The sequence below is a fragment of the Aquirufa sp. OSTEICH-129A genome, assembly GCF_054558355.1.
This window is the reverse complement of the sequence record NZ_JBPXKC010000005.1, coordinates 152,586-177,586: the sequence shown is the minus strand read 5'-3', so window position 1 is coordinate 177,586 and position 25,001 is coordinate 152,586. Positions and strand designations below refer to the sequence as shown.

General features: G+C 38.3%; 26 protein-coding genes. 17 read left to right on the top strand and 9 right to left on the bottom strand.

Translation table 11 applies throughout. The annotated features are described in order from the left end of the window. Positions 1 to 29: 29 nt before the first annotated feature. On the top strand, positions 30 to 380 hold the full coding sequence (locus SKC36_RS10725) for a DUF2834 domain-containing protein (protein ID WP_459465871.1): 351 nt from the start codon (positions 30 to 32) through the stop codon (positions 378 to 380). Further along, positions 377 to 1,063: a carbohydrate-binding family 9-like protein gene (locus SKC36_RS10720; RefSeq protein WP_459465870.1), complete on the top strand. Its 687-nt coding sequence runs from the start codon at positions 377 to 379 to the stop codon at positions 1,061 to 1,063. The genes SKC36_RS10725 and SKC36_RS10720 overlap by 4 nt, the downstream gene beginning before the upstream one ends. An 18-nt stretch (positions 1,064 to 1,081) precedes the next feature. Here SKC36_RS10720 and SKC36_RS10715 read toward each other — a convergent pair whose 3' ends face one another. Further along, the gene (locus SKC36_RS10715) at positions 1,082 to 1,960 is read right to left on the bottom strand and encodes a PIG-L deacetylase family protein (protein WP_459465869.1); all 879 of its coding nucleotides are present in this window, start codon (positions 1,958 to 1,960) and stop codon (positions 1,082 to 1,084) included. A 12-nt stretch (positions 1,961 to 1,972) separates the two neighbouring features. Continuing rightward, complete coding sequence (locus SKC36_RS10710; protein WP_459465868.1) at positions 1,973 to 4,123, bottom strand: TIM-barrel domain-containing protein; 2,151 nt, start codon at positions 4,121 to 4,123, stop codon at positions 1,973 to 1,975. Between the two features lie 193 nt (positions 4,124 to 4,316). Here SKC36_RS10710 and SKC36_RS10705 point away from each other — a divergent pair, with 193 nt between their 5' ends. The 10 genes from SKC36_RS10705 (at position 4,317) to SKC36_RS10660 (ending at position 12,623) form a co-directional block, all read left to right on the top strand. Beyond that, the gene (locus SKC36_RS10705; protein WP_459454568.1) at positions 4,317 to 4,688 is read left to right on the top strand and encodes a DUF4260 family protein; all 372 of its coding nucleotides are present in this window, start codon (positions 4,317 to 4,319) and stop codon (positions 4,686 to 4,688) included. Further along, a complete protein-coding gene (locus SKC36_RS10700; protein WP_459465867.1) occupies positions 4,678 to 4,935 on the top strand; it encodes a TfoX/Sxy family DNA transformation protein in 258 nt (85 codons plus the stop codon). Before SKC36_RS10705 ends, SKC36_RS10700 begins: the two co-directional genes overlap by 11 nt. A gap of 93 nt (positions 4,936 to 5,028) precedes the next feature. Further along, the gene (locus tag SKC36_RS10695) at positions 5,029 to 5,346 is read left to right on the top strand and encodes a Dabb family protein (protein WP_459465866.1); all 318 of its coding nucleotides are present in this window, start codon (positions 5,029 to 5,031) and stop codon (positions 5,344 to 5,346) included. Positions 5,347 to 5,396: 50 nt separating this feature from the next. Continuing rightward, on the top strand, positions 5,397 to 6,107 hold the full coding sequence (locus tag SKC36_RS10690; RefSeq protein ID WP_459465865.1) for an SGNH/GDSL hydrolase family protein: 711 nt from the start codon (positions 5,397 to 5,399) through the stop codon (positions 6,105 to 6,107). A 207-nt stretch (positions 6,108 to 6,314) separates the two neighbouring features. Beyond that, positions 6,315 to 7,373: an NAD-dependent epimerase/dehydratase family protein gene (locus SKC36_RS10685; protein WP_459454564.1), complete on the top strand. Its 1,059-nt coding sequence runs from the start codon at positions 6,315 to 6,317 to the stop codon at positions 7,371 to 7,373. Continuing rightward, on the top strand, positions 7,370 to 8,434 hold the full coding sequence (locus tag SKC36_RS10680) for an NAD-dependent epimerase/dehydratase family protein (protein WP_459465864.1): 1,065 nt from the start codon (positions 7,370 to 7,372) through the stop codon (positions 8,432 to 8,434). Before SKC36_RS10685 ends, SKC36_RS10680 begins: the two co-directional genes overlap by 4 nt. A gap of 5 nt (positions 8,435 to 8,439) precedes the next feature. Then, positions 8,440 to 9,177, top strand: a complete 738-nt coding sequence (locus SKC36_RS10675) for a glycosyltransferase family 2 protein (RefSeq protein ID WP_459465863.1) — start codon at positions 8,440 to 8,442, stop codon at positions 9,175 to 9,177. Continuing rightward, complete coding sequence (locus SKC36_RS10670) at positions 9,177 to 10,763, top strand: hypothetical protein (protein WP_459465861.1); 1,587 nt, start codon at positions 9,177 to 9,179, stop codon at positions 10,761 to 10,763. The genes SKC36_RS10675 and SKC36_RS10670 overlap by 1 nt, the downstream gene beginning before the upstream one ends. 17 nt (positions 10,764 to 10,780) lie before the next feature. Further along, positions 10,781 to 12,118 carry a hypothetical protein gene (locus tag SKC36_RS10665; RefSeq protein WP_459454560.1) on the top strand — a complete coding sequence of 446 codons (1,338 nt, stop codon included), beginning with the start codon at positions 10,781 to 10,783 and terminating at the stop codon, positions 12,116 to 12,118. Between the two features lie 142 nt (positions 12,119 to 12,260). Continuing rightward, a complete protein-coding gene (locus SKC36_RS10660) occupies positions 12,261 to 12,623 on the top strand; it encodes a hypothetical protein (RefSeq protein WP_459454559.1) in 363 nt (120 codons plus the stop codon). Between the two features lie 112 nt (positions 12,624 to 12,735). Here the strand turns inward: SKC36_RS10660 and thrC are convergent, their stop codons facing one another. The 4 genes from thrC to SKC36_RS10640 are packed head-to-tail and all read right to left on the bottom strand — an operon-like array spanning position 12,736 to position 16,904. Continuing rightward, the gene (gene thrC / locus SKC36_RS10655) at positions 12,736 to 14,043 is read right to left on the bottom strand and encodes a threonine synthase (RefSeq protein ID WP_459465860.1); all 1,308 of its coding nucleotides are present in this window, start codon (positions 14,041 to 14,043) and stop codon (positions 12,736 to 12,738) included. A 44-nt stretch (positions 14,044 to 14,087) separates the two neighbouring features. Continuing rightward, positions 14,088 to 14,795, bottom strand: coding sequence for a 2-phosphosulfolactate phosphatase (locus SKC36_RS10650; RefSeq protein WP_459465859.1), 708 nt, complete (start codon positions 14,793 to 14,795; stop codon positions 14,088 to 14,090). A gap of 7 nt (positions 14,796 to 14,802) precedes the next feature. Then, positions 14,803 to 15,891 (bottom strand): glycine cleavage system aminomethyltransferase GcvT, encoded by a 1,089-nt coding sequence (gene gcvT / locus SKC36_RS10645; RefSeq protein ID WP_459465858.1) that lies wholly within the window; start codon positions 15,889 to 15,891, stop codon positions 14,803 to 14,805. Positions 15,892 to 15,893: 2 nt separating this feature from the next. Then, on the bottom strand, positions 15,894 to 16,904 hold the full coding sequence (locus tag SKC36_RS10640) for a M28 family peptidase (protein ID WP_459465856.1): 1,011 nt from the start codon (positions 16,902 to 16,904) through the stop codon (positions 15,894 to 15,896). Positions 16,905 to 17,129: 225 nt separating this feature from the next. On the opposite strand from SKC36_RS10640, the gene rnr reads away from it, so the two are divergent. Further along, positions 17,130 to 19,391, top strand: a complete 2,262-nt coding sequence (gene rnr / locus SKC36_RS10635; protein WP_459454554.1) for a ribonuclease R — start codon at positions 17,130 to 17,132, stop codon at positions 19,389 to 19,391. An 87-nt stretch (positions 19,392 to 19,478) separates the two neighbouring features. Here the strand turns inward: rnr and SKC36_RS10630 are convergent, their stop codons facing one another. From SKC36_RS10630 to SKC36_RS10620, 3 genes are read right to left on the bottom strand one after another with little or no spacing between them, the layout of a single operon-like run. Beyond that, a complete protein-coding gene (locus SKC36_RS10630; protein ID WP_459454553.1) occupies positions 19,479 to 20,384 on the bottom strand; it encodes an aldo/keto reductase in 906 nt (301 codons plus the stop codon). A 4-nt stretch (positions 20,385 to 20,388) separates the two neighbouring features. Beyond that, a complete protein-coding gene (locus SKC36_RS10625) occupies positions 20,389 to 20,901 on the bottom strand; it encodes a D-glycero-alpha-D-manno-heptose-1,7-bisphosphate 7-phosphatase (RefSeq protein WP_459465855.1) in 513 nt (170 codons plus the stop codon). Position 20,902: 1 nt separating this feature from the next. Then, positions 20,903 to 21,340 carry a hypothetical protein gene (locus SKC36_RS10620; protein ID WP_459454551.1) on the bottom strand — a complete coding sequence of 146 codons (438 nt, stop codon included), beginning with the start codon at positions 21,338 to 21,340 and terminating at the stop codon, positions 20,903 to 20,905. 111 nt (positions 21,341 to 21,451) lie between these two features. On the opposite strand from SKC36_RS10620, the gene SKC36_RS10615 reads away from it, so the two are divergent. From SKC36_RS10615 to SKC36_RS10600, 4 genes are all read left to right on the top strand, one after another. After that, positions 21,452 to 21,850, top strand: coding sequence for a DUF983 domain-containing protein (locus SKC36_RS10615; RefSeq protein ID WP_459454550.1), 399 nt, complete (start codon positions 21,452 to 21,454; stop codon positions 21,848 to 21,850). Further along, entirely contained in the window at positions 21,850 to 22,926 is a 1,077-nt protein-coding gene (locus SKC36_RS10610; protein WP_459454549.1) for an LptF/LptG family permease, read from the top strand. Before SKC36_RS10615 ends, SKC36_RS10610 begins: the two co-directional genes overlap by 1 nt. Beyond that, on the top strand, positions 22,926 to 23,810 hold the full coding sequence (locus SKC36_RS10605) for a DMT family transporter (protein WP_459465854.1): 885 nt from the start codon (positions 22,926 to 22,928) through the stop codon (positions 23,808 to 23,810). The genes SKC36_RS10610 and SKC36_RS10605 overlap by 1 nt, the downstream gene beginning before the upstream one ends. A gap of 77 nt (positions 23,811 to 23,887) precedes the next feature. Beyond that, positions 23,888 to 25,000, top strand: coding sequence for a Gfo/Idh/MocA family protein (locus SKC36_RS10600; RefSeq protein ID WP_459454547.1), 1,113 nt, complete (start codon positions 23,888 to 23,890; stop codon positions 24,998 to 25,000). Position 25,001 lies beyond the last annotated feature (1 nt).

The window sequence follows — 25,001 nt, the reverse complement described above, 5'->3', positions numbered from 1 at the left end:
TTGATTCCATCTTTCAAATCAATCTGGTTATGAAACTTTTCCCAATTAATGTTGGCCATTTTTACCTATTCCTATCCATCGTAGGGGGTTCGATTACTTTTTATTTCGTCTTTTTAGGTATGCAAGAGCAAAACGGCTATTTTGATGTCAGCCAATTTGTTCAAAGCACTTGGACAAGCTATTATGCAAAAAGCCTAACCTTCGACTTTTGGACAGGAACTATGGCAGGAACATTTTTCATGATTGTCGAAGGCCTCCGATTACAAATGAAAAAAGTATGGTTATTTATCTTATTTACATTTCTCATCGGATATGCCTTTGCTTTCCCCTTGTTTCTCTTTTTTAGACATCAGAAAATAACTCCTCAAATTACCTCATGAAATACTGCTTTTACTTACTCCTACTGTTTGCTAGCTCGGTGTATGCTCAAGATACTTTATTGGTGCAGCATGTGGCCGACTTCCCAATTGACGGCCAAGCGAGTCATCCTTCCTGGCAACAAAGCAACTGGTATACTTTACCTGCCAGAAATGAACTAGCCAAGAATTTGGACAGTCGATTTAAAATTTTGTACTCTGACAAAGGAATTTACGTGTATTTGGAAGGCCAGGATGAAAAAGTTAGCACAAGCTATCAAAACGACTTTGAAGATTTATACCAAGCCGATGTGTTTGAAGTATTTTTTCATCCCAATCCCTCAGTGCCTCTCTATTTTGAATATGAAATCAATCCCCTGGGGAAAGAATTGGTCTTAATGGTACCTAATTTTCAAGGCAAATTTTACGGATGGTTACCTTGGCATTATGAAGGGGAAAGAAAAGTCCAAAAGAAGGTATCCCTCAAACATATATCCGGTACCAAAGGATTATGGTCAGCAGAATTATTTATCCCTTTTTCCTTATTAAGTCCACTCGAAAATATACCTGCCAAAGCCGGAATGACTTGGAGAGGAAATTTTTGTCGGCTCGACTATGATACAGGTAAAATGGCTAAATGGTCCTGGTCTCCACTTCCGGGTACCTTTCATGACTATAAAAAATATGGGGTCTTTTTATTTAAATAATTTTCGGCCCCCAATGCCTTATTTTCCCAACATGGGAAATAAACGACGAATATCTTGTTCCGTGGGTTGAGTCCCGTACTCACATATTTCAAATGCCTCTGCATATTTTGCTTGATCAGCACGCGATTTTCCATACCACTTTTCCAAGGTTTTTCTAACCTCTGGATTGGGAGCTTGAACACGTTTTGCCAACAAATATTCTTTGTGCTTGGAAGGGTCTTTAGGGACTTCATTTTCATAATTTCCGATCCATGGCAACCACTCATAAAACTGAGATTGATGAGCATCTAAACCAGCCAATTTTTTTTCTATGACGGGAGTTATGTCCACCGCAATATCCGCTTGAAATGGGTTGGGCTTTTTGAAATTATCTTGAAAATATAAGAATACTGGGTTTTTTCTCAATGGTTCCACATCAGGGGCCACATTAGGTACACCCACCATAAAAGCAGCATCTTGAACTAAAACACCAGTATAACGATGATCCGGATGGTAGTCATTCGAACGCGGAGCAATCACCACATCGGCCTTCCATTCCCGAATTTTTCGGATGATTTGCAAACGAATTTCTAGACTTGGTAAAAGCTCCCCATCATGGTTATCCAGCACATCATAAGATACCCCCAAGCGACGAGCAACTTCCTTCGTTTCTGCTATCCTTCTTTTAGCCAACATGCCTCCTCCTTCCGTTTGGTGACCTGCGTCTCCATTGGTAACAGATACAAATTTAACATGATGGCCCATCGCAACAAACAATGCAGCCGTACCCCCACTTTTAATATCACAATCATCTGGATGCGCACCAATCATAATAATTTGCAATGGCTTATCTTGTCCAAAGATGGGGCTTACAAGCGCAAAGGCTAATAAAACACTACATAAAATTCCTTTTTTCATATGTTCAACTGTTTATTTCGTCATAAAAGTCCAAGTGATATCTGGTAAATATCCAAAATTCGGTTTAGGATCAACTCGCTTAGGCCAAGGCTCTAATTGTCCATTTGTTCCCTTTTTTACCCCTAGCTCCGTCCAAGTATAAGACCCCTTTTCAAAATTAAATGTCCGGCCATCATCATCATAAATTTTCCAAGTACTGGCTTTCTGACCATAATGTCTAATTTCTAATACAAAAGACTGTCCGTCTTTAGGGGCTTGTCGGTGCACAGGTACCATGGGTATCATGGCTCCATCTTTGACAAAAAGTGGAATCTTCTCTAGGCTTGGAGTAATTCTAATTTTTTGATTTTCTCCCACTAATTTACCTGTATAAAAATCATACCACTTCCCTTCAGGCAAATATACATCCCTACTTTTCTCTCCAGCAAACATAGGGGCAACCAATATAAAATCTCCCATCATGTATTGATCCTTGATGTCATTTTTAATACTCATCCCGTAAGGATTTTCCGTAGCATCTACTTTACCTCGGGTTCCAATAGGTTTAAACCCAAAGCCATCCACCAAATTCATTGCCCTAAAAGGAGGTTTTCCTTCAAAACGATATTGCGCAAAAGTGGTATAGAGGTAGGGCAATAATTGCATCCGTAAATTTGCGACATCATTTACCGCCTGTGAGACCTCTGGAAAAGACCATGGTTTTGTTCCATCGGACCAGGCATTCAACATCGCCATGGGTGAAAAACAAACAGATTGCATCCTCCTAACCCATTCCTCTGCCGATTTTGAAGCCCTCACCTCAGGAGTCCAAAGCACGCCAATAAAACTAGAATTCACTAAGGCGGTTATAAAATCTTTATGACTGTAATAGTCGTTGTAAATCACATAGGGCAATCGACTTGCTCCTGCATTAGACGCACGGATTAATCCATAGGTTCTTTTATTTTTTTCTTTAAACCAAGAGTTGGTCATGTCTTGAACCATCAAGCCATAGATTTGCCGCATTTGCTCCGCACTTGTCCCGGATGGGAAGGTGCTTACATCTGGCCAAATCCAGTTATCATAACCATCTACTTCATCAATTTTATAGCCCCCTACACCCAAATCCAAATGGTTTTTCACAAAATGATCTTTCACTAATTTTCGAGCCTGTGCCATGGTAAAATCAGGAATAATACCATTCCAAACCAAGTGGGACCCCGTGTATTTTTTGATTCCTGCATATAAAGAAGACTTGGGTGAAACATAGGGATTCATCCAAAGATTAGCCGATAAACCCATACCTGCTAGGGTATCTAAAAATGCCTTAGGCCTAGGAAAACGGCCAGGATCCCATTCAAAGGTGCAAGGATAAGATGAGCTATGCCAACCTGGTTCAACCCCAATAAAATCAAGGGGGAATTGATTCGTCTCAAAGCTTTTCGCTTCCTTGATGATATCATCCTGACTAAATAAAGTGGGTACTCGCTGGGTAAATCCTAAGCCCCACTTAGGTGGCAAATAGCCTCCTCCATTAAATAAATTATAGCGCTGTACTGCCTGCATGGGTGTAGGCCCTGCAAAGACATAAATACTAGCCCCATCGGCAGGAATCAATACTTCTAGTACGTCCGAAGGAGGCTGTGAATCCCAGTTTTTATCCGAATTTCTATCTTGAATCGCTGGTGGGTTTTTCGCATCTACACGGACATTTGAACCGGCATATACTGTCATATAGGCCGCAGCATCTATTAGCACCCCGTAACCTTTGGATGAAACATAAAAGGGTACTGGAGCATGGGTTCGTCCATTATCCTTACCCCCATAATGATCAACATGTAAATTTAAAATTCGCCCCCGTTGATTAACCGTTTGAAAATTTAATCCCAAACCAAAAACTTGTTCTTCCTGACTTAATGGAAAACGGAGGTAAATTTTATTATTGAGGCGTTCGATCCTAATATCCGATTTGGTCAAAGGAAAATGGGAGCTTGGTAATATTTTCAAGGCCTCATGAAGTGCATGAGCACCAGCTGCCTGCAATAAACTGATATGACGGGGATTCCCAATGTGGGTTTTCCAAACACCTGGCTGAACTTCCTTCCATACATTGGCTTTTTGGGCAAATAGGCTTGAAGCAAAAAGTACAGCAATACTGATACTTACTAATTTAACGAATTTCATGTTTCAAAGGCTTAGAGTTTCAAATATGTCTAATTATTCATGGAAGTACAAATACCCAGGATTAAGTGAGGAGATTTGAAGGAATTTTGCTCCTTGATTCAACAAAAAACCTTTCCTAAAATTATCCGCCATTTGTCATAATTTATGGTTCAATTAAAAAAATTGACCTTAATTTGACATAAAAATAATTTCCATGAAAACCCTACTAAAATTAGAATCCTTGGGCTTATTTGCTTTGAGCATTTGGGCTTATCAAGAATTTTTTCCTGAACAATGGGGGAAATTCGCTTGGCTAATTTTAGCCCCTGATCTTTCCTTTTTAGCGCTACTTATATCCAAAGATTTAGGCTTAAAAGCTTATAATCTTTTTCATCATCAAGGCTTAATCGCCTTGGTGATCATACTTGGTTACTATCAAGAACCCTTACTATTTCAAATAGGGTTAATTTTCATGGCTCATAGCACCGTGGATCGGGTTTTGGGATATGGATTGAAATTGGAAAATTTGGAACACACCCATTTGGGATGGATAGGAAAAAGTAAATACAAAAATCATGAGCAGTAGGCGCATTGAAGAAATCCGGAACTTTGGTCCCTATACGATCGGGATTTTACATCAAATTGGAATTTATACCGAACAAGACTTGCTATCTACAGACTATCCTAGCATCTCTCAAAAGCTCAAGGAAAGAGGTATTCAACCCAATTTGAACATATTTTATGGGATAGAGATGGCGATTCAAGGTAAGGTTTGGACAGAAATTAGCGCTCAAGAAAAACAAGAAATCAAACGAATTTTAGGAAGAAAATAATAGGCTTTTGCCTAAATATTTAAGGTAACTTACCTTCATTTTGCCCTTTTTAATGTAGTTTAGAACTATCGAATCGACGAATCAATTAAACATATGGAAACAAAATATTTATTACATCACGTATTCTTTTGGTTAAATAATCCAGACTCCTTGGAAGATAGAAATAAGCTCATCGAAGGCCTGAATACCTTGAAAGGCATCGAAGCCATCAAGAAAATACATATTGGGGTTTTAGCCTCCACCGAAAAAAGAGAAGTAGTTGATACTTCCTGGGATGTATCAGAATTGATGTTCTTTGAAAATGAAGTAGATCAAAAAATTTACCAAGACCATGCCATTCATCAAGATTTTGTGAAAAATTACGCTCATTTATGGAGAAAAGTAGTAGTCTTTGATGCAAAAGACGTGTAATGCTTTTCATGCAAGAGACTTGATTGACGCTTATTTCTAAACCATTTTTCATGAAAAAAACCTACTGGGCAAGCTTGCTCCTCTGTTTGCTTGGAATGACTTTTCAAGCGTATAGTCAAGCCTCACCTGCTGACTATTTATCTGACATCAAACTAGAGTTGAAAAAGGAATGGCCTAAAAACCGTTTGATAAATTTAGTGTTTCATGGTCATTCTGTACCTGCTGGCTATTTCAAAACACCTCAAGTTAATACCCTAGGTGCATACCCCTACCAAGTCTTAACTTTAATTAAAGAGCAATATCCCTATGCAACAGTAAATATCATCAATACCTCCATTGGCGGAGAAAATGCCGAAAAAGGTGCCAGCAGGTTTGAACAAGAAGTACTTGCTCACCGCCCTGATGTCATTTTTATTGATTATGCTTTAAACGATCGGGGAATTGGTTTAGAAAGAGCCAAAATAGCCTGGGAAAAAATGATTCAAAGTGCTAAATCCAAAGGTATTAAGCTAATCCTATTGAGTGCATCTCCCGATCAGCGTGTTGAGATCAAGGATACTGCATCGACTTTAGACGAGCATGGAACACAAATACGAGAATTAGCAAAAACACATCAAATCGGTTTTGTAGACAGCTATGCCTTATTTCGTTCCCAGGTGCAGGCTGGTGTAGCCATCACCGATTTAATGTCACAAGTCAACCACCCCAATGAAAAAGGTCATGCCCTAATTGCCAAGGAGTTAATCAAGTTTTTTAAATAATGGATTTAAGACGTTAACGGAAAATTGCTCTCTTGTTAAAATGCTCTATTTCCCAATTTGAGTTTTTATATGAGGTAATACAAAGTCTAATTTTTAAAACTATACCCAATAAAAAAGGAATTAAAGGGCTAAATACCAAGGTGAATTCTATATTTAAAAATAAAACGATAATTTTGTCTTTGATTCTTTAAAAATAAGCCAAGCTACATGTCAAAAAAATTAATGGTTACTGGTTCTTTGGGACTAATTGGTTCAGAAGTGAGCGAATATTTCTTAGAAAAGGGCTGGGAAGTGCACGGAATAGACAATAACCAAAGAGCCGTATTTTTTGGTTCTCAGGGTGATAATTCGACCAATCAAGATCGATTAGCAAAATTTGGCGAATCCTATCAACATCATACCATCGATATACGCGACCGTCAAGCTGTCTTGGATTTAATTCCAAAAATCAGTCCAGACGCGATTGTACATACTGCCGCACAACCAAGTCATGACCGGGCTGCATCCATTCCTTTTGAAGATTTTGATACCAATGCGGTAGGTACATTTAACTTGTTAGAATCCCTACGTAGATACAGTACTTCTGTTCCCTTTGTTCACTTATCAACAAACAAAGTGTATGGCGATGCTCCTAATTTCATCCCCATGAAAGAATTGGAAACCCGCTTTGACTATGATGATGCTGCTTATGAACATGGTATTTCGGAAAGCTTTAGCATTGATCAATCAAAGCACTCCCTTTTTGGAGCTTCCAAGGTTTCTGCAGACATTTCAGTTCAAGAATATGGCCGCTATTTTAACATGCCAACCGCTTGTTTAAGAGGAGGTTGTTTAACTGGACCCAACCACGCTGGTGTTGAATTACATGGATTTTTAAGTTACTTGATTAAATGTAATTTGGAACAAAAAGAATACACGGTATTCGGTTATAAAGGAAAACAAGTAAGAGATAACATTCACTCCTATGATGTAGCTCGTTTCATCGAAGAATTCATCAATGCCCCTCGAGTAGCAGAAGTATACAATATAGGTGGAGGCAAAGCGAATTCAGTTTCTATTTTAGAAGCTTTCCAAATCATTTCTAAGATTAGTGGTATTCCGATGAAGTATAAATATGATGAGACTAATCGAATTGGAGATCATATTTGTTATTATTCAGACCTTCGTAAAATGAAGGCTCACTATCCAAATTGGGATATTACTAAATCCTTGGAAGATGTATTCCAAGATATTTACAACCGTTACATGGAAGCCAAGGCAAAATGAAAATACTCATCACAGGAGGTTGTGGTTTTGTCGGCTCAAATTTAGCGGCTCTTTTCAAACAGCATCTTGTTGATTGTGAAGTATATTGCTTAGATAATTTATCCCGAAGAGGATCAGAATTAAACCTCAATAAAATCCTCCCTTTGGGTGTAAAATTCGTTCACGGCGATGTCCGAATTAAAACGGATTTCGATCGAATCCCAGCAGTAGATGTTGTCATAGATGCAGCAGCTGAACCATCAGTGTTAGCAGGTAGTCAAGCTGGTGAATTAGAATACTTAATTGATACCAATTTAAACGGGACCATCAATACCCTATATTTTGCTAAAAAGCATCAAGCAGCCTTCATATTTCTTTCCACAAGTCGGGTATATCCTTACAATAGTCTATCCAACATCCACTACCAAACCGAGGCAAAACGTTTTGTTTTAAGCAAGGAACAGGCCTATGAAGGTATAAGTGAAAAAGGAATTGCTGAAAATTTCCCTTTGGCAGGCTTACGTTCATTGTATGGAGCTACCAAACTTTCTTCTGAGTATATCATTCAAGAATTCGCCCATAATTTTGGAATACCTACGGTCATAAATCGATGTGGCGTATTAAGTGGTCCCTATCAAATGGGTAAAATTGACCAAGGGGTAATTGTTCTTTGGATGGCTAAACACTTTTGGAATAAATCGCTCTCTTATATTGGTTTTGGAGGAAATGGTCAACAAATACGTGATGTACTTCATGTTAAAGATTTATTCCGACTGGTACTTTGGCAAATACAGCACCTAAATTTACATCACGGTCAAATATTCAATGTAGGAGGAGGCCTTGAAAATAGTGTTTCTTTAGCTGAATTAACGGACCTATGTGTTCAGATCACAGGAAATACCATTCCAATCAATTCTTCGAAAGAAAATCGCCCCGGTGATCTTCCTATTTACATCACAGATAATAGTCAAATTACAGCATTCAGCGGCTGGAAACCTGAAATTAGTGTCTCTACATTGTTGGAAGAGGTACAAGTTTGGTTTAATCAAGATCAAGCATTTCTTCAACCCATTTTATCCTAAGAGGCATGTCACAGCTGAGTATTGTCATACCCGCTTATAATGAGGAAGGCTCCATTGTTGAAACATTGGAGTCTTTATATGAGGCACTTCAGCAAGCTGAAATTGATCATGAAATTGTGGTAGTAAATGATAATTCCAAAGATCAAACCCTGTCCATTTTGGAAGACTTAAAAAAAAGTATTCCAAGTTTAACCATTTATACCAATCCTGGGCCGAATGGATTTGGGTATGCCATACGTTATGGTTTAGAGCGCTTCAAAGGAGATATTGTAGCAGTGATGATGGCTGACTTGTCTGATGACCCCCAAGATCTCATTGCTTTTTACCGACTAATGGTCGAAAAGAATTTAGACTGTGTATTTGGTTCCAGATTTATCAAAGGAGGATCAACATATGATTACCCCAAGCATAAATACATCATCAACCGACTGGCAAATACCTTGATTCGAATATTGGTAGGCATTCCTTACAATGATTCAACCAATGCCTTCAAAATGTATCGAAAAAACACCATTGAAGGACTAAAGCCATTTTTATCCGCTCATTTTAATCTTACTATTGAGTTGCCACTAAAAGCCATTATTCGAGGATATTCTTACGATGTTTTACCCAATTCTTGGCGTAATAGAAAAGCTGGTCAATCCAATCTAAAAATTAAAGAAATGGGTAGCCGCTACCTGTTCATTCTATTGTACATTCTCATTGAAAAATACCTTTCAAGAAACGATTATTTGAAAAAATAATGCTGACTATCCTTCCCACATCCATGCGATTATCGGAAAAATTGGCCTGGTTTGTGGCGATAGGCGGGATTTTGTTTTTTCACTTTTATCGACTTCAAATATATACCCTGAATTTCCCCAATTGGGGCGATGATTATGCTTTTTTAGAGCTCATTCACTACGTGAAAAACCATAGTATTCAGGAAAATATCGCCTACATATTTCACTTTCATAATGACATACATCGCATTGCCTACTCCAGAATTTGGGTATTAATGCAATATGCTGTTTGGGGACAAGTCAATTTCAAAACAGGCATTCTGATAGCCAATGTTCAGATGATCTTGGTTTTAATTCCTTTTCACCTTTTTATTCGTAAAATCAAACGCTCTCCTTGGCATTTGTTTGGAATTGCCTGCCTACTATTTTCCCCTTTTGGCAATTTAGATAACTTCAATTTAATAGGCGTTTTGCAGCATACCGCTTCTCTTCTGTTTTTAGTATGGATAGCTTATGGCTTATTTTATGCGGAAAATGCTTGGTGGACAATCGTTTTAGCGCTTTGTTACCCATTCGTTTCCACAGAAGGCATCGCTTTTTTACCGATAGTTGCATATGTATTATGGACAAAAAAGTCTCGATTTAGCCTTTCTTTTAGCCTCTTAGCCCTTGGGGTTATTTACCTTTATTTTCATGATTATGTTGGAAACTCTTCAGCAGGTGCTCACTTTTCATGGATACTCTTTAAAGGGCTATTTATCTTTTTAGGTAATTGGGTATTGCCTGTTTCAGATTCATTTCGAATTTGGATCAATATATTGGCTGGTCTTTTGGTATTGCTCTTTTTTACTTGGAAAATATTGGGTTCATTCCGAATCCAATTATCGTTCCCATCCATACTATTTTTGCAGATTTTGGCCACCGGATTTCTAATTTGCTATGGACGAGCAGGAATGGGTGATTTAGAGCTGATCACCTTATCTGACCGCTTCTTATTATATGGGAATATCATGTTAATGGCCATTTATGCTAGTTTGATACTTCAGAGACAGGATGCACTTCGACTTCCATGGGCCTTATTATTATCAGGAGCATGGATGGTCGCTTCTTATTTTATTGCCAGAAGACCTTTACATGAAATGAATCTCAGATGGAAAGCGGATGTAATGGGGGCTTATTTTTTTCAAAGCTCTTCAGCTTACCCTTGTCCACCCCAAACACTTCAATTATTAAACGAATCTTTTTTCGAATTTGATAAAGCGGAAATTCCCCCATCATTCCCAAAATTTGTTTCACAAAAATCGGGAGGAATCACCCCCAATACCTATCGTTTTCAACAAGGCCGATTATCTTTGTCATGGAATCAATTACCAGAAAAAAATAAGCCTTGGGATCAAAGGTTCATTGTTTTAAAATCAGAAGAAGGGCAAAAAAATAGCTTTTATATTGGCCCTTTAACCAATGACCTGAATGAGCGAACAAAATACAGTAATATATTGATTTACAATACTTTGCCATTAAAGCACTTTCAAGTATATTTACTTAATTTACCACAAAATCAACGAGCAACATATCAGTATTTAACTCCACTAACAATTACTAATTAAGGACCACTCCTCCATAAATGCCTTACTTACCACGTTTAAAACTTATTTCTTTTTTTATTGGATTAATTCCCATTGTATTTTTCTCTTGGTCCCTATTCAGCTTTTCCATCAATATACCTTGGTTAGATGATTTTGAAGCACCCATGACCATTCGTGCCTGGTTTGCACATCCCGATTGGTATGATCGCTTAAAAATGATTTGGTTTCCTAATAATGAGCACCGAATCGTTACCCTAAGATTATGGGTGATGGTTCACTATTTGGTATTTAACCAACTAGACCTAAAGGCCTTATTATTAACCTCCCACCTATACCTCATCATCATATTCATTTTGCTTTGGTTTAATTTACCGGCTAAGGATCGCTGGTGGTATTTTCTACCCATACCATTCTTGTATTTAAACTTTCAATACCACTTAAATACGTTTTGGTTCATCGTTTCCATTCAACGAAACCTTGTTATTGGTTTTGGCTTTTTGGCCATGTTTTGTTTAAGCAAGAGGAGTAATAAATTGTTTTTAACGGGCATCATATGTACCATGCTAGCCTGCATGTCTAATTCAGACGGTTTATTATTTATCGCCTCCGGTGGAATGATTTTGTTAACCGCATTTGAATTAAAAAAATTAGCCATATGGGTAGGAGTATTTGTCATTTTTCTGACACTATTTTTCTGGAATTATCCTAGTATGGGGGCAAATCAAAATGGTTTATTATATTTATTAGAACACCCCTGGCAGAGTATTCAAGGCTTTTTTGTGTTTTTAGGTGGATCGACTGATTATTTTAATGAACAAGATTCTTCAATTAGATTAGTCTTTAGTTTTACGATGGGATTACTCTTATTCATCCTTATCATTTTAGGCTTTCGTCAATGGGTTTTTGTCAAAGAACAAAAAACATTTCCTAGCTTATTAAAACGATGGACCTCCCATGAAATGGCTAGTTCAAGTCAACTTTTTCTTGCCGGATGTCTAACTTTTTGTCTATTAAACGGTGTATTATTGGCGATATTAAGGTCAAAATATGGTCCATTTGTTTTCTTAATTGGGAATTATAAAATAATTGCCACCTTGGCCATGTTATTGGTCTATGTAGTTTCAACCCACCTGGTAACCTCTATATTTACGACCAAATGGATACTTCCTATTGCTGTAATTTTTTGGCTTAGTTCTATTATTACCTATTACCCAGCAATAAAAAATCGGAAAGAATTTCTACTTCAAGATTATCAATTATTTATTCATCAAAAACAGGGACTTGGATTCAGTAAGGAGAATGTCAAAAAATATGAGCTCCACCTTATGATGGTTGATATGCTACATAAAGGTGAATTTATTCCTTCTATTAAGTAGTTGATTTTCTGATAGTTTTATCAATAAATTGATTGGGTAATCATAAAAAAATACCTAATTTCCCCTTAACGTTGTCAAGGTTTAAAACCTTGCCAACGTTGCCGAACACACCCTTTTAACTTAATCAAAATCCTAAAATATTATGAAATCCGTAAAACTGATTCCAACATTCGCATTGGCCTTTTTATTTTTATTTGGAGGCTTAAATTTTTTCTTTGAATTTGTTCCCACTCCTACTATGTCAGGAAATCAAGCTGTGTTTTTTAACCTGATGGTTCCAACGGGATTCATGAAAGTGGTAAAGATTTTAGAGATTGTTGGTGCCGTATTATTACTGATTCCTTCCAAAAGAGCTCTTTCCTTACTAATTCTGAGTCCAATAGCAGTCAATATCTTGTTATTAGAATTATTAGTTCTAGGAGGTTTGGGCGCAGGTCCCCTGTTAATCATCCTTATTGGAGTTATTGCTTATCAAGAATTTGATAAGTTTAAGGCGCTATTGTAGCCTATATTTAATCCGATTTATTGTCCAACAAATTGGACAATAAGCCAATATTTAAATTCGTTCGAACAACGTTGTCAAGGTTTTGAACCTTGCCAACGTTGTTTTAAAATTCTTATTTTCCCAACAAATATTGCTTAAAACTAGCGTAATCTGTGCCAAGTGATTGAGCCACTTTTTCTTTACTTAACAGCGAAGATAAACGTTCAGGAATAGCTACTTGTCGATTTAAAGTAGTTTCAACCGTTGGTAGGAATTTAGCATAATGGGCCGTAGACAATATAATTCCTGTGAACTCGCCTGGATTTTCTTTTTTGAATTGTTGTAAACCATCATAAGCCACCGCCGTATGTGGACACATAACATATCCCGTACGGTCGTACACCTCTTTCATCCTGGCTTTGGTTTCTAGGTCGTTAGTAAAATACCCTTTCACCAATTTTCTTACTGATTCCCACTTTTCTCCTGCCAACAATTTCATCCTGATAAAATTTGAGGGATTGCCTACATCCATCGCATTAGAAAGAGTCTCAACACTTGGTTTGGCATGGTATTCTCCTGATTGTAAATATTCAGGAACAACCTTATTCTCATTGCAAGCTGCCACAAATGCTTTAACAGGTAAACCTAGTTGGTAAGCAATTAAACCCGCACTCAAATTTCCAAAATTTCCACTGGGTACACTGAAAACAATCGGTAGTTTCAAACCCTTTCGTTTTGCTTCGGCGTAGGCAGCAAAATAATAAAAGGATTGAGGAATCAATCGTGAAATATTAATGGAATTGGCTGATGCTAGATTAAACTTTTCTCTCAATTCCTCATCTAAAAAAGCTTGTTTTACCAAACTTTGGCAGTCATCAAAAGTTCCATCAACTTCTAATGCTTGCACGTTTCCTCCTAATGTCGTCAATTGCTTTTCTTGAATATCGGACACCTTTCCTTTGGGATATAAAATGGTTACTGATATACCTGGAGTATTAAAAAATCCTTGGGCTACCGCTCCTCCCGTATCCCCTGAAGTAGCCACTAAAATTCGAATCTCTCTTTTAGATTTCAGTAAATAATGGGACATTATGGCCGCCATAAAACGTGCGCCAAAATCCTTGAATGCCATAGATGGTCCATGGAATAATTCCAAAACTTCTACATCTTTTTCTAGGCCAAATATAGGGGCATCAAAAGTCATAGACTGTTGAATAATTCCATGTATTTCCTCTTGGCTTAAATCATCTCCCAATAAATGTTGGCATACTGCCTCTGCTATTTCTTGAAAATTTCGTTCTTGAATCGTTTCAAAAAATGAAGCATCCATTTTCTCAATCGTCAATGGCATATATAATCCATTATCAGGCGGCAAACCCCTAAATATGGCTTCTTCTAAAGAAACATCTGGACTTTGATGTTGTGTACTGTATAACTTCATCACCTTTTTATTATGTAGGTCAAATAAATTAGACCAAATTGTCGCTAATACTTCAATACCAGCTTATTCCCTTTTAATCGTGGTAAAACTGGGTATACATCCCGCTCCAAACAAAAATTAATATCCTTTTCAATACCCAAACCTAGTAATCGATTCACATGAGAGGATCCTTTTACAGCTTGGAATAAGTTAGATGAAGCCTCCCGGTAGGTCCCTAAAGCCATCATGGCGGCATCATCTGCCACTCGATAGGTCCCTTGTAATAAATCAATCAAAGCACCTGCAAATAAAGTATCCTCTAAATTAGGTTTACCTTTCCAGCCTGCACACACAATTAATGCATCACCTTCCCAACTTTGCAATGCCTCCGCCACTTTTGAAATATTTAAAAAAGCCCCCACTAAAAGTAATGGCGATTTTCTAGACTTTCGAATTGCCACGGTACCATTCGTAGTGGTTACACAAATCTTAGCCCCGTTCACTTTGTCTACTTGATAGCTAAAGGGTGAATTGTCAAAATCAAATCCCTCTGGAGTTATACCATTTCTTTCAGCCGAAGTCAAATAGCCCTTGGAGCCATAGGCGCTACATAAGTCCATTTTTTCCACTGGAATTATCTCCTTCGCCCCATGGGCAAAGGCCGTAACCATGCAGGATGTGGCCCTAAAAATATCCACCACCACCACCGCAAGAGTAGGAACATCATACAAATGAATGAGTTCTGGCGACAAACAAACGTCGATTTTTCTCATATTATCGCTAAATAAATGGCATTTTAACAATAACCGCCTTCAATGATTTATCACGAATCTGTACAAATATTTCTGTGCCCACCTTGGCATATTCCGCTTTCACATATCCCATACCTATGCCCTTAGATAAATTAGGTGATTGGGTGCCAGATGTTACCTCACCAATAGCATCGCCTGACTCATTAACAATAGGATAATGCTGACGAGGGATTCCCCGATCAATCATCTCAAATCCCACTAATTTCTTTTTAGCTCCTTCTACCTTTATTTTAGCATGAATATTCGAAGCGATAAACTCTTTATTGAATGAAGTAATCCAGCCCAATCCTGCCTCAATAGGCGAAGTAGTGTCATCGATATCATGGCCATATAAGCAATAACCCATTTCTGTACGTAAGGTATCTCTTGCCCCTAAACCAATCGGCTTTATACCCAAATCAGCACCCGCCTCAAATATGGCATTCCACATCGCTAATGCCTGCTCATTTTTCACATAAATCTCAAATCCTCCTGCACCAGTATACCCCGTATTGGAAATAATTACGTCATCAATGCCTGCCATTTGACCTATTTTAAATGAATAATAGGGCATTGAAGACAAATCTACATCTGTCAATTTTTGTAAGGCTAGAATGGCCTTTGGCCCCTGAACAGCAAATAAACTATATTCATCACTCTGGTTGGTCATTTCCACTCCAAAAGTGTTGTGAGAAGAAATCCAATTCCAATCCTTTTCAATATTGGAGGCATTGACCACCAACATATATTCATTTCCCTTTATACGATAAACCAACAAATCGTCCACAATCCCCCCTTGGTCATTGGGTAAACAACTATACTGCACTTTACCATCTACTAGTTTAGATGCATCATTGGAACATACATATTGAATTAAATCCAAGGCCTTTTCTCCCTTCAAATAAAACTCTCCCATGTGACTCACATCAAATACCCCCACCTGCTGACGCACACAAATATGCTCCTCAATTAAATTGCTGTATAATACAGGCATGTTAAATCCTGCAAATGGAACCATTTTTGCCCCTAAGGCCACATGAGTATCGTTCAAATGAACGCGTTTTAGTTGTTCTGACATATTTATTCACGATATAAAACTTGTAATACGGTTTGCCCTACAGCTTGTAAGGTTTTAGGGTCTATAATGGACATATTATCTCCATGGGTATGATGATACGGTCCAAAAATATCTCCCATACTTCCGGGAGCTTGGGGACGCAAATCAATAATATCAATCATCTGAATTTTGGCCACCTCATTGACGGCCGTATGGTCATCCGTAATTCCGGGTCCCTCCTCTTGTATAAATAAATGACCAAAGCCTAAATCTGCTGCCGCTGACCAGATGGAGCGAACAACGGTAGGCGCATATTGCATGGAACCATATTCCTGAGGAAATACCGCTCCTTTAGCTCCCACCATGTCCAATAATATTCCATAAAACGGTCGGTAATTATTAGGAAAAATATGCGCAGCCCAATATTGAGAACCTAAAGCCCAAGTATTTTGAACGCTAGTCGAAACACCATGTGGTTCACCCGTATCCTCTAAATCAAAAAACAGAAAATCCACTCCAACAGATGGCTTTTTGGAGGCAGAACTAAGTTGTCTGGCTAATTCAATCATCACACCCACGCCACTTCCACCATCATTTGCTGCATCTATAGGTTCATTCTTTCGAACAGAATCCTTATCAGCCACCGCTCTCGAATCCCAATGTGCTGCCAATAAAATACGCTTACCAATCCCTGGCTGAAACTGCGCTATAATATTGGTTCCTTTTAACACTTTTCCTTGGTAGTTGGTAGCTGTAAAAGCTTGTGTACTCACTTGTAAACCGTATGATTTCAACTTAGCTATGATCCATTCTTGGCATTTTTGGTGCGCATCGGTACCGGGAACTCTTGGACCAAAATTGACTTGTTGTTGGATGTAAGCGTAAGCAGAATCCGAACTAAAATTCGGGGTATCAACTAATTGTACAGCTGCGGTTTGTTCTTCACTCGCTTTATTGGTACCCTGAAACCAATAAACTAGGCCTGAGAGGATAAAGACAAGCAACAAAAGTAGAGCAACCCTAGATCGATTCATGAATAATTGGGAAAAACAAGCCCAAAAGTACTAAATAGAATTAGGATTAAGGAATGAAGCCTACGGAATTAATCCTCAGAAGAAACATTTTCTTGAAATAGCCACTTTATGCTTACATCCTTTTGTTCAATCAGGGAATTTCTCCGAAGGAAAGGAAATAAACAGCTGATAATCATTCTAAAACTAAAAACCCGTACCTTCGGGTAAGTTTTAAATTTCAATTTTATGCCAACTTCCCCAAAGGAACAACGTTTTTTGGCTAGTTTACAAAAAGACATCCTAGAGTTTTTTGAATTAAACGACTACCGTTCGTATTCGATTAACCAAATTCATAAGGCTTTTGCCATTCGTGACCGTAAAACCAAAGAGCTCTATGCTGATTTGGTCCAAAAACTAGTCATTGAAAACCGGTTAATCCGTCAATCGGATGGTAATTACCGTTTCGATAATGAATCTTTTCAAATTGAAGGCCGAGTAGACCATGTCAATGCCAGATTCGCCTTTGTTATTCCAGATGATGGAAGCAAAGATGTATGGGTAGCTACGGCTGATTTGATGAATGCCAAAGATGGTGATCGAGTTCGAGTGCAAGCTAGAAGACCTTCTGAAAAAAAGAAAAATGATCGCCCAGAAGGTGAGGTTGTTGAAATTTTAGAGCGAAAATCATCTGAAATTGTGGGTGTCATTCAGGTTACCCCTCACTATTCTTTCCTCATTCCTGATTCTAAAAAAATCTATGAGGATATCTACATTCCTAAAACAGAAACCTTGCAAGCCAACCACCTAGATAAAGTGATTGTGGAGGTAACTCGTTGGGGAACCCCGGGTAAAAAAGCGGAAGGGAGAGTAATTAAAATTTTAGGAAAAGCAGGGGAAAATGAGACAGAAATGCACTCCATTTTAGCCGAGTTTGGCCTGCCCTACGAATTCCCAGAAATGGTTGAATTAGCCGCAGAAGCTATTTCCACCGAAATTTCTAAAGAAGAAATCAAAAAAAGGAAGGATTTACGTAAGATTCTTAGTTTTACCATCGACCCCAAAGATGCCAAAGACTTTGATGATGCCATTAGTTACCAAAAATTAGCCAATGGAAATACGGAAATAGGAGTGCATATCGCGGATGTTTCTCATTATGTAAAACCGGGAAGTGTTTTAGATCAAGAAGCTTTCAGAAGAGCCACTTCCGTCTATTTAGTTGACAGGGTAGTACCTATGTTACCCGAAAAACTATCCAATGGATTATGTTCTTTAAGACCTCATGAAGATAAATTAACCTTCTCCACGCTTTTAGAGTTTGACCCCAATGGCATCATTGTCAAGGAATGGTTCGGTAGAACGGTCATTCACTCGGATCGCCGCTTTGCCTATGAGGAAGCGCAAGTTTTAATAGAAAACGAGGGAGAAGAAATCGATGCTTACGAGCCTGTCATTAAGGATTTAAATCGAATTGCTAAAAAGCTACGTGAATACCGATTTAAGCATGGTTCAGTCAATTTTGAAACCGTTGAGGTGAAATTTGAATTGGATGAAAATGGTACACCTTTGGCCGTTTTCCCAAGAGAAAGAAAAGATGCCCATAAGTTAATCGAAGAATTCATGTTGATGGCCAATAAAAAAGTGGCTGAGTATGTTCATGAATTGAAAAAAACGGAACCCAGAAATACCATGGTTTACCGAGTTCACGAGGCTCCTGATCCAGAAAAATTACGGGTATTTTCTGCCTTTGCTAAGAAATTTGGTTATCAAGTTTCTACGGAACCCAAACAAGTTTCCCAATCCTTTAATGCCTTGATGGAAAATGTGGAAGGGAAAGCAGAAGAACATGTTTTACAAAGCTTGGCTGTGAGAACCATGTCCAAAGCCCGCTACAGTACCGATGCCATCGGTCACTTTGGCTTAGCATTCCCATTCTACTCCCACTTTACAAGCCCCATACGCCGCTATCCCGATGTCATGACGCATCGTTTACTTCAATTGTATTTGGATAAAGGCGCCTCCCCAGAAAGGGCTCCTCTAGAAATTCAATGTAAACATTGTTCAGATAGAGAAAAGCTAGCTGCCGATGCAGAAAGAGCCTCTGTAAAGTATAAGCAAGTTGAGTATATGTCCTTGCATGAACCCCAAATTTTTGATGGTATCATCACTGGAGTAACCGAGTTTGGAATCTTTGTAGAAATAGGGGAAACCTCCTGTGAAGGCTTAGTTAGAATGGTTGACCTAAATGATGATTATTACGATTTAGACAAGGAAAACTACCGAATTGTAGGTAAATCCAACGGCCGCGTTTTCTCATTTGGAGATGCCGTTAAAGTAAAAGTACGAGATACCAATTTGGCCAAAAGAACGATTGACCTTGAATTAGTCGGAATGAAATCAGGGGGAGATCGATTTGGTAATAACCGAATTAGGAGAAGAGAAGGTAGGCCCGCTAATGTAATTCCACGAGGCAAAGACCGTAGAAATAATATTGGTCGAAAAAGAAGATAGGTTGCTTCTTCTTAGGACTGGGAGAGATTTGTCAACTTTAAGATTTGTCAACTTTCTAAAGTTGACAAATCTCTGCAAAAGTATCCTTTAATCTTGAACCATCGGAGATGGACGTGTTGTGTGGTATAATTCATACCAATCTTGATGATCCAATTTAACTTTAAACGAATTCACAATATTTCGAATGCGCTTTTCCTCTAAGGTTCCAATCAGAGGTAAGGCCCCTAATTTCACAATCCAAGCAACCGCAATGGATTCAATATTACTCTCATATTTTTCCGCCATTTCCACCAATTTCTTGCGGACTTTTAAAGCCAACTCATCTGTGCCGTGCTCGATGCGGCCTCCCGCCAAAGGGGAAACGGCTAATGGACGCATGTATTTTTGCTTAACATAATCCAAAGCTCCATTATCTAAGGCAGAAGTATTCAATAAATTTAAATCTATGTGGTTTGAAACAACGGGTATCGACAAAAACGATTCCAATAATTGATGCTGATAAACAGAAAAATTGGAGACACCAATATTTTTTACTTTACCCGCACTTTTTAATTTCTCTAGGGCCAAAACCGTACTTTCTAAATCAGACAATGGGTCTAATTGATCCAATAAAAATACATCCAGGTAATCTGTTTGTAGATTTCTCAAAGAATTTTCAACACTGGAGGTAATGTGCTTGGCCGAGCTATCCACATGGCTCACACGAATCTCAGGACGAGAAGGATCTGGAATATTGACGCCACATTTAGAGAATAAAACAATATCACTACGTTTAAAAGATTTATTGGCAAGGACCTTTCCAAAAAGGCTTTCACAGCTGTACTTTCCATATCGGTCAGCATGATCAAAGGTGTTAATGCCTAATTCCAAACACAAATGAACAATTTGGTCCATGTCTTTTAAACTATTGGCACTTTCCTTTTCCCATCTCCAAAAACCATAAATAGCTGGAGAAACTTTCGGACCGGCGTCACTCAAATAAATCTTTTCCATAATTCTACGATAATATAATATTAGATGCTGCTAATAAATTTTTCACCAAAAATGTTGCCTGCGTAGGGGTCCCCTCCTCGGCAATGCGAATGGTCTGAAGGCCGGCCCGCATGCCCGATAAAATATCCCTTTCATGATCTCCCACCATATATGATTGAGACATATCAACTTCATATTTAGCCGCCGCTTTCTCTATCAACAAAGAACCCGGTTTTCTAGTTAATGAAGCACTATCATGTAATTCATGATAAGGGCAATAATACAAATCATCCAAGGCTCCTCCACTAGCTTCTTGAAGAGCATCATGAATTAACTGAACGTCTTTTCGTTCGTATATCCCCTTGGCAATACCACTTTGGTTGGTAATCACAATTAATTTATAGCCTGCTGCTTTCAATGCTTTCAATGCCTCCACAACCCCCTCAGGAATTATAAAATGACCAAGATGGTAAACATAATCAACTCGATCTACATTCAACACACCATCCCGATCCAAAAAAACACATTTATTACTCATACTAAGCTAAACGAGCCCAAGGAATACGACTTAAAATCAACAACAAAGCTATACCAAATAACAACCAAGCATTTTTATGTTTTTGAGCATCAGCAATCGCTTTTTTGTTTTTTGAATAAGCTACTGTTACTAAAATAGCTGCCAAAATATTAACGGTGATATGTTCAACCGCAATTAATCGGATAGCAGGATCCTTCATCGCCGCTCCAAAATCAGCAAATGCCGCTTGGGTAATTGGACTAAATACAAAATACAATAACAAGCCAATCAACAATTGAGTATGAACCGAAATCAAGAAGAATAAACCTGATTTTCTATCAGACTCTGAAAATGGTGCCCCTGATTGAGCTCCTTTAAACCCTCGGTAAATTGCTAGAATTCCTAAGATGAGAACTAGCCAACGTAAATACGAGTGTACATTCAATAAAATAGCATACATAATATGGTAGAGTTTAGTTATTTACAAAGATACAAATTCCCCTAAGATGCCCCACCGCTTTCAAATTAATCCTTGAATTTTCTTTACCTTTGTCTTTTTAAACTAGAAAATATGTCGAATCCATCCAAATTAGGAGCCGCTGTCAAGGCGCGTTGCCCTCAATGTCATGAAGGCCGAATTTTTACTCATAAATGGTGGAATATTTTCAAGTTCAGTGAAATGCACGAGCATTGTCCTTCTTGTGGTTTACGCTATGAAGTAGAGCCTGGTTTCTTTTTTGGAGCCATGTATATTTCTTATGCTTTCACAGTGGGAATTATGATTGTTGGGGGTGTCATTATTTACAATTTCTTTGGCGACCCTTCAGCCGAAGGCTATATCATTCCGATTACATTAGTTTCTTTACTCATGGTTCCGTTCAATTTCCGAATGGCTCGTGTGATCTTCATTCACTTGTTTTCCATGGTTAAATACAAACCTGAGGCAGCAGGTTCTTCAAAGGCTAACTAATGAAAATTCTGGATCTATACATTCTGAAAAAATTTCTGAAAACCTATGTTTTCGCTGTTTTTCTGATTGTATTGATTGTCATGGTGATTGATTACACCGAAAAAATCGATGATTTTATCCGTAAACAAGCTCCATTGAATGAAATCCTTTTCGACTACTACCTGAATTTTATACCCTATTGGGCTAATTACATCAGTCCATTAATGGTTTTTATTGCCACCGTTTTCTTTACCGCTAACCTGGCGGCTAAAACAGAAATCATCGCTATTTTAAGCTCTGGAGTGAGTTTCACACGACTCATGCGTCCCTATTTAATTGGATCTGGCATTGTTGCCATTGGCACTTTCATTATGATTGGATGGATTGTCCCCAATGCCAATAAAATCAGAGTACCTTTTGAACATAAATACATCAACAATACCTATTTCTTTGATAAGCGAGATGTTCATATCAAAATTGCACCCGAAATCTATGCCTATATTGAAAGTTACGACAATAGCACTAACACAGGTTATCGCTTCAGTTTAGAGAGAATCGCTGACAATGAAATCAAACAAAAGCTGATGTCTGACCGAATCTCCTGGGATTCTGTTCGCAAAAAATGGACCATTCATGACTACCGAATTAGAACCTTGGAGGCTGGTAAAACAGGTATCGTATTTGGCACAAAAATAGATACCACGCTTAATCTTTTTCCAAAAGATTTCCAGAATAAACACTTGTTACATGAAACCTTTACCCTACCTGAATTAGAAAAACATATACAGTTAGTTCGTTCAAGAGGTGCCGATGGAATTGAAATTTTCTTGATTGAAAAATACCTTCGTTTTGCCAACCCTTTCTCTGTAATCATTTTAACCATCATTGGGTTTTTAGTTTCTGCACGTAAATCTCGTGGAGGAGTGGGCTTTCAAATTGCTTTAGGTTTCTCCTTGGCCTTTGTCTACATCCTCTTTTTCATGATGAGCAAAGGTATCGCCGAAGGTGGTGGAATGCCTCCGCTACTAGCCGTATGGTTACCTAATATCATTTTTAGCGGTATTGGTGTTGGTCTCTATTATACCCTTCCAAGATAATGAGACAAGCTCCTCGATTTGTTGACTATTTGAAGATTCACTTCATTGTGCTTCTATATGCATTTACGGCCATCTTAGGAAATGCTACTCAAGCCAATGCCCTCAGTATCGTATTTTTTCGTTGCGTGATTAGCTCTGTCTTTTTAATGGGTATCCTACGTTTTCAACAAGTAGCTTTTCAGGTCCCCAAGAAAATTCTGTACCAATGGATTTTAAATGGACTTTTCATCGCTTTACATTGGCTTTTATTTTTTGGTGCGGCTAAGGTGTCAACCGTGGCCATGTGCCTAGCCGGATTGTCTACTCAAACCTTTTGGACTAGTCTCCTTGAGCCTTGGACCAAAAAAGAAAAAATCAAACGAGTTGAGGTTTTTCTAGGTGTCTTAGTCATCATAGCTTTAATCATTATTTTCTCTGTGGAGCAGGCTCAAGCTTTAGGACTTTTGATGGGTATTGCATCAGGTTTCTTTGGTGCGCTTTTTTCGGTGATAAATGGAAAATATACCCACCAATATGACCCTCGGTTAATTACCGTTTATGAAATGATTACTGCAGGCATCATCACAGGAATCGTATGGATTTATGGTTTTTCAAGTGATTTGCCACAATTTATACCCATAGGAATGGATTGGCTTTGGATTAGTATTTTGGCCATTGTTTGCACCGTATATGCCTATACCGAAACCATCCGATTATACCGCGTTTTTTCGGTATTTTCCATCAATCTTGTCATCACCTTAGAACCCGTGTATGGCATTTTACTAGCCGTTTTTATCTTTGGAAGTAAAGAAATTATGCATTCAGGTTTTTACTGGGGTACATCGCTTTTGGTTATGACGGTGATGATTCATCCTTTCTTGATAAAATCAGGTAAAAAAGAGTAAAAAATTTCGCATATTGCCTTTTAATCAAACGCATGAAGCCTTAAACTTCATTCAAATTATTAATTATACCATCTACTATGAAAAAATTCAACGTTGCCATTGTCGGCCTAGGTTTTGGTGCCGAATTCATCCCTATTTATTTAAAGCATCCATTGGCTAACATGTATGCCATTTGCCAAAGAAACGAGGAAAAATTGAATTCAATTGGTGACGCTTATGGAATTGCAACTCGGTATACCGACTTTGAAAAACTCATCCAAGACCCTAACGTGGATGTCGTTCATATCAATTCCCCCATCCATTTACATGCCCAACAAACCCTTCAAGCATTGTTAGCTGGTAAGCACGTAGCTTGTACGGTTCCTATGGCCACTACCGTAGAAGAATGTAAGGCCATTGTGGAGGCTAGCCGTAAAATGGGGAAAAAATACATGATGATGGAAACGGTGGTTTATTCACGTGAGTTTCTTTACATCAAAGAATTATATGAAAAAGGTGAATTAGGGAAGATTCAATTCTTGAAAGGTTCACATCAACAAGATATGGATGGATGGCCAGATTATTGGCCAGGTTTGCCTCCTATGCACTATGCAACTCACTGCGTAGGACCTGTGGCGGGTTTACTTCGTTTAGAAGCTGAATATGTTTCTTGCTTTGGTTCAGGAACCATTCGCGAAGAATTGATTCAGCATTATAATTCTCCTTTTGCAGTAGAATCAGCCCATATCAAATTCCGCAACTCAGACCTTAGTGCTGTTGTATATCGCTCCTTATTTGACGTGGCCCGTCAATACCGTGAAAGTTTTGAAGTCTATGGTTCTAAGAAAAGTGTGGAATGGCCTTTGATAGAAGGTGAAGAACTTGTAGTACATACGGCCAAAAAACCAGAACCTGAAATTCCTGAAAAAGTGGTAACTCCAGATTTCGCGCATTATTTACCTGAGGAAATTCAACGTTTTACCACCAAAGGGGTATACGACGAAAACGAAAATACTCACCTATCCTTTACCCAAGGCGGAGGCCATGGTGGTTCACATCCCCATTTAGTCAATGAATTTTTACAAGCATTAGCACAGGATCGCGATCCATTCCCTAATGCTCCTCAGTCGGCCAACTGGACCTCAGTGGGTATTTTAGCCCACGAATCCGCTCTTCAAGGGGGTAAGATCATCGAAATCCCTGAATTTTAAT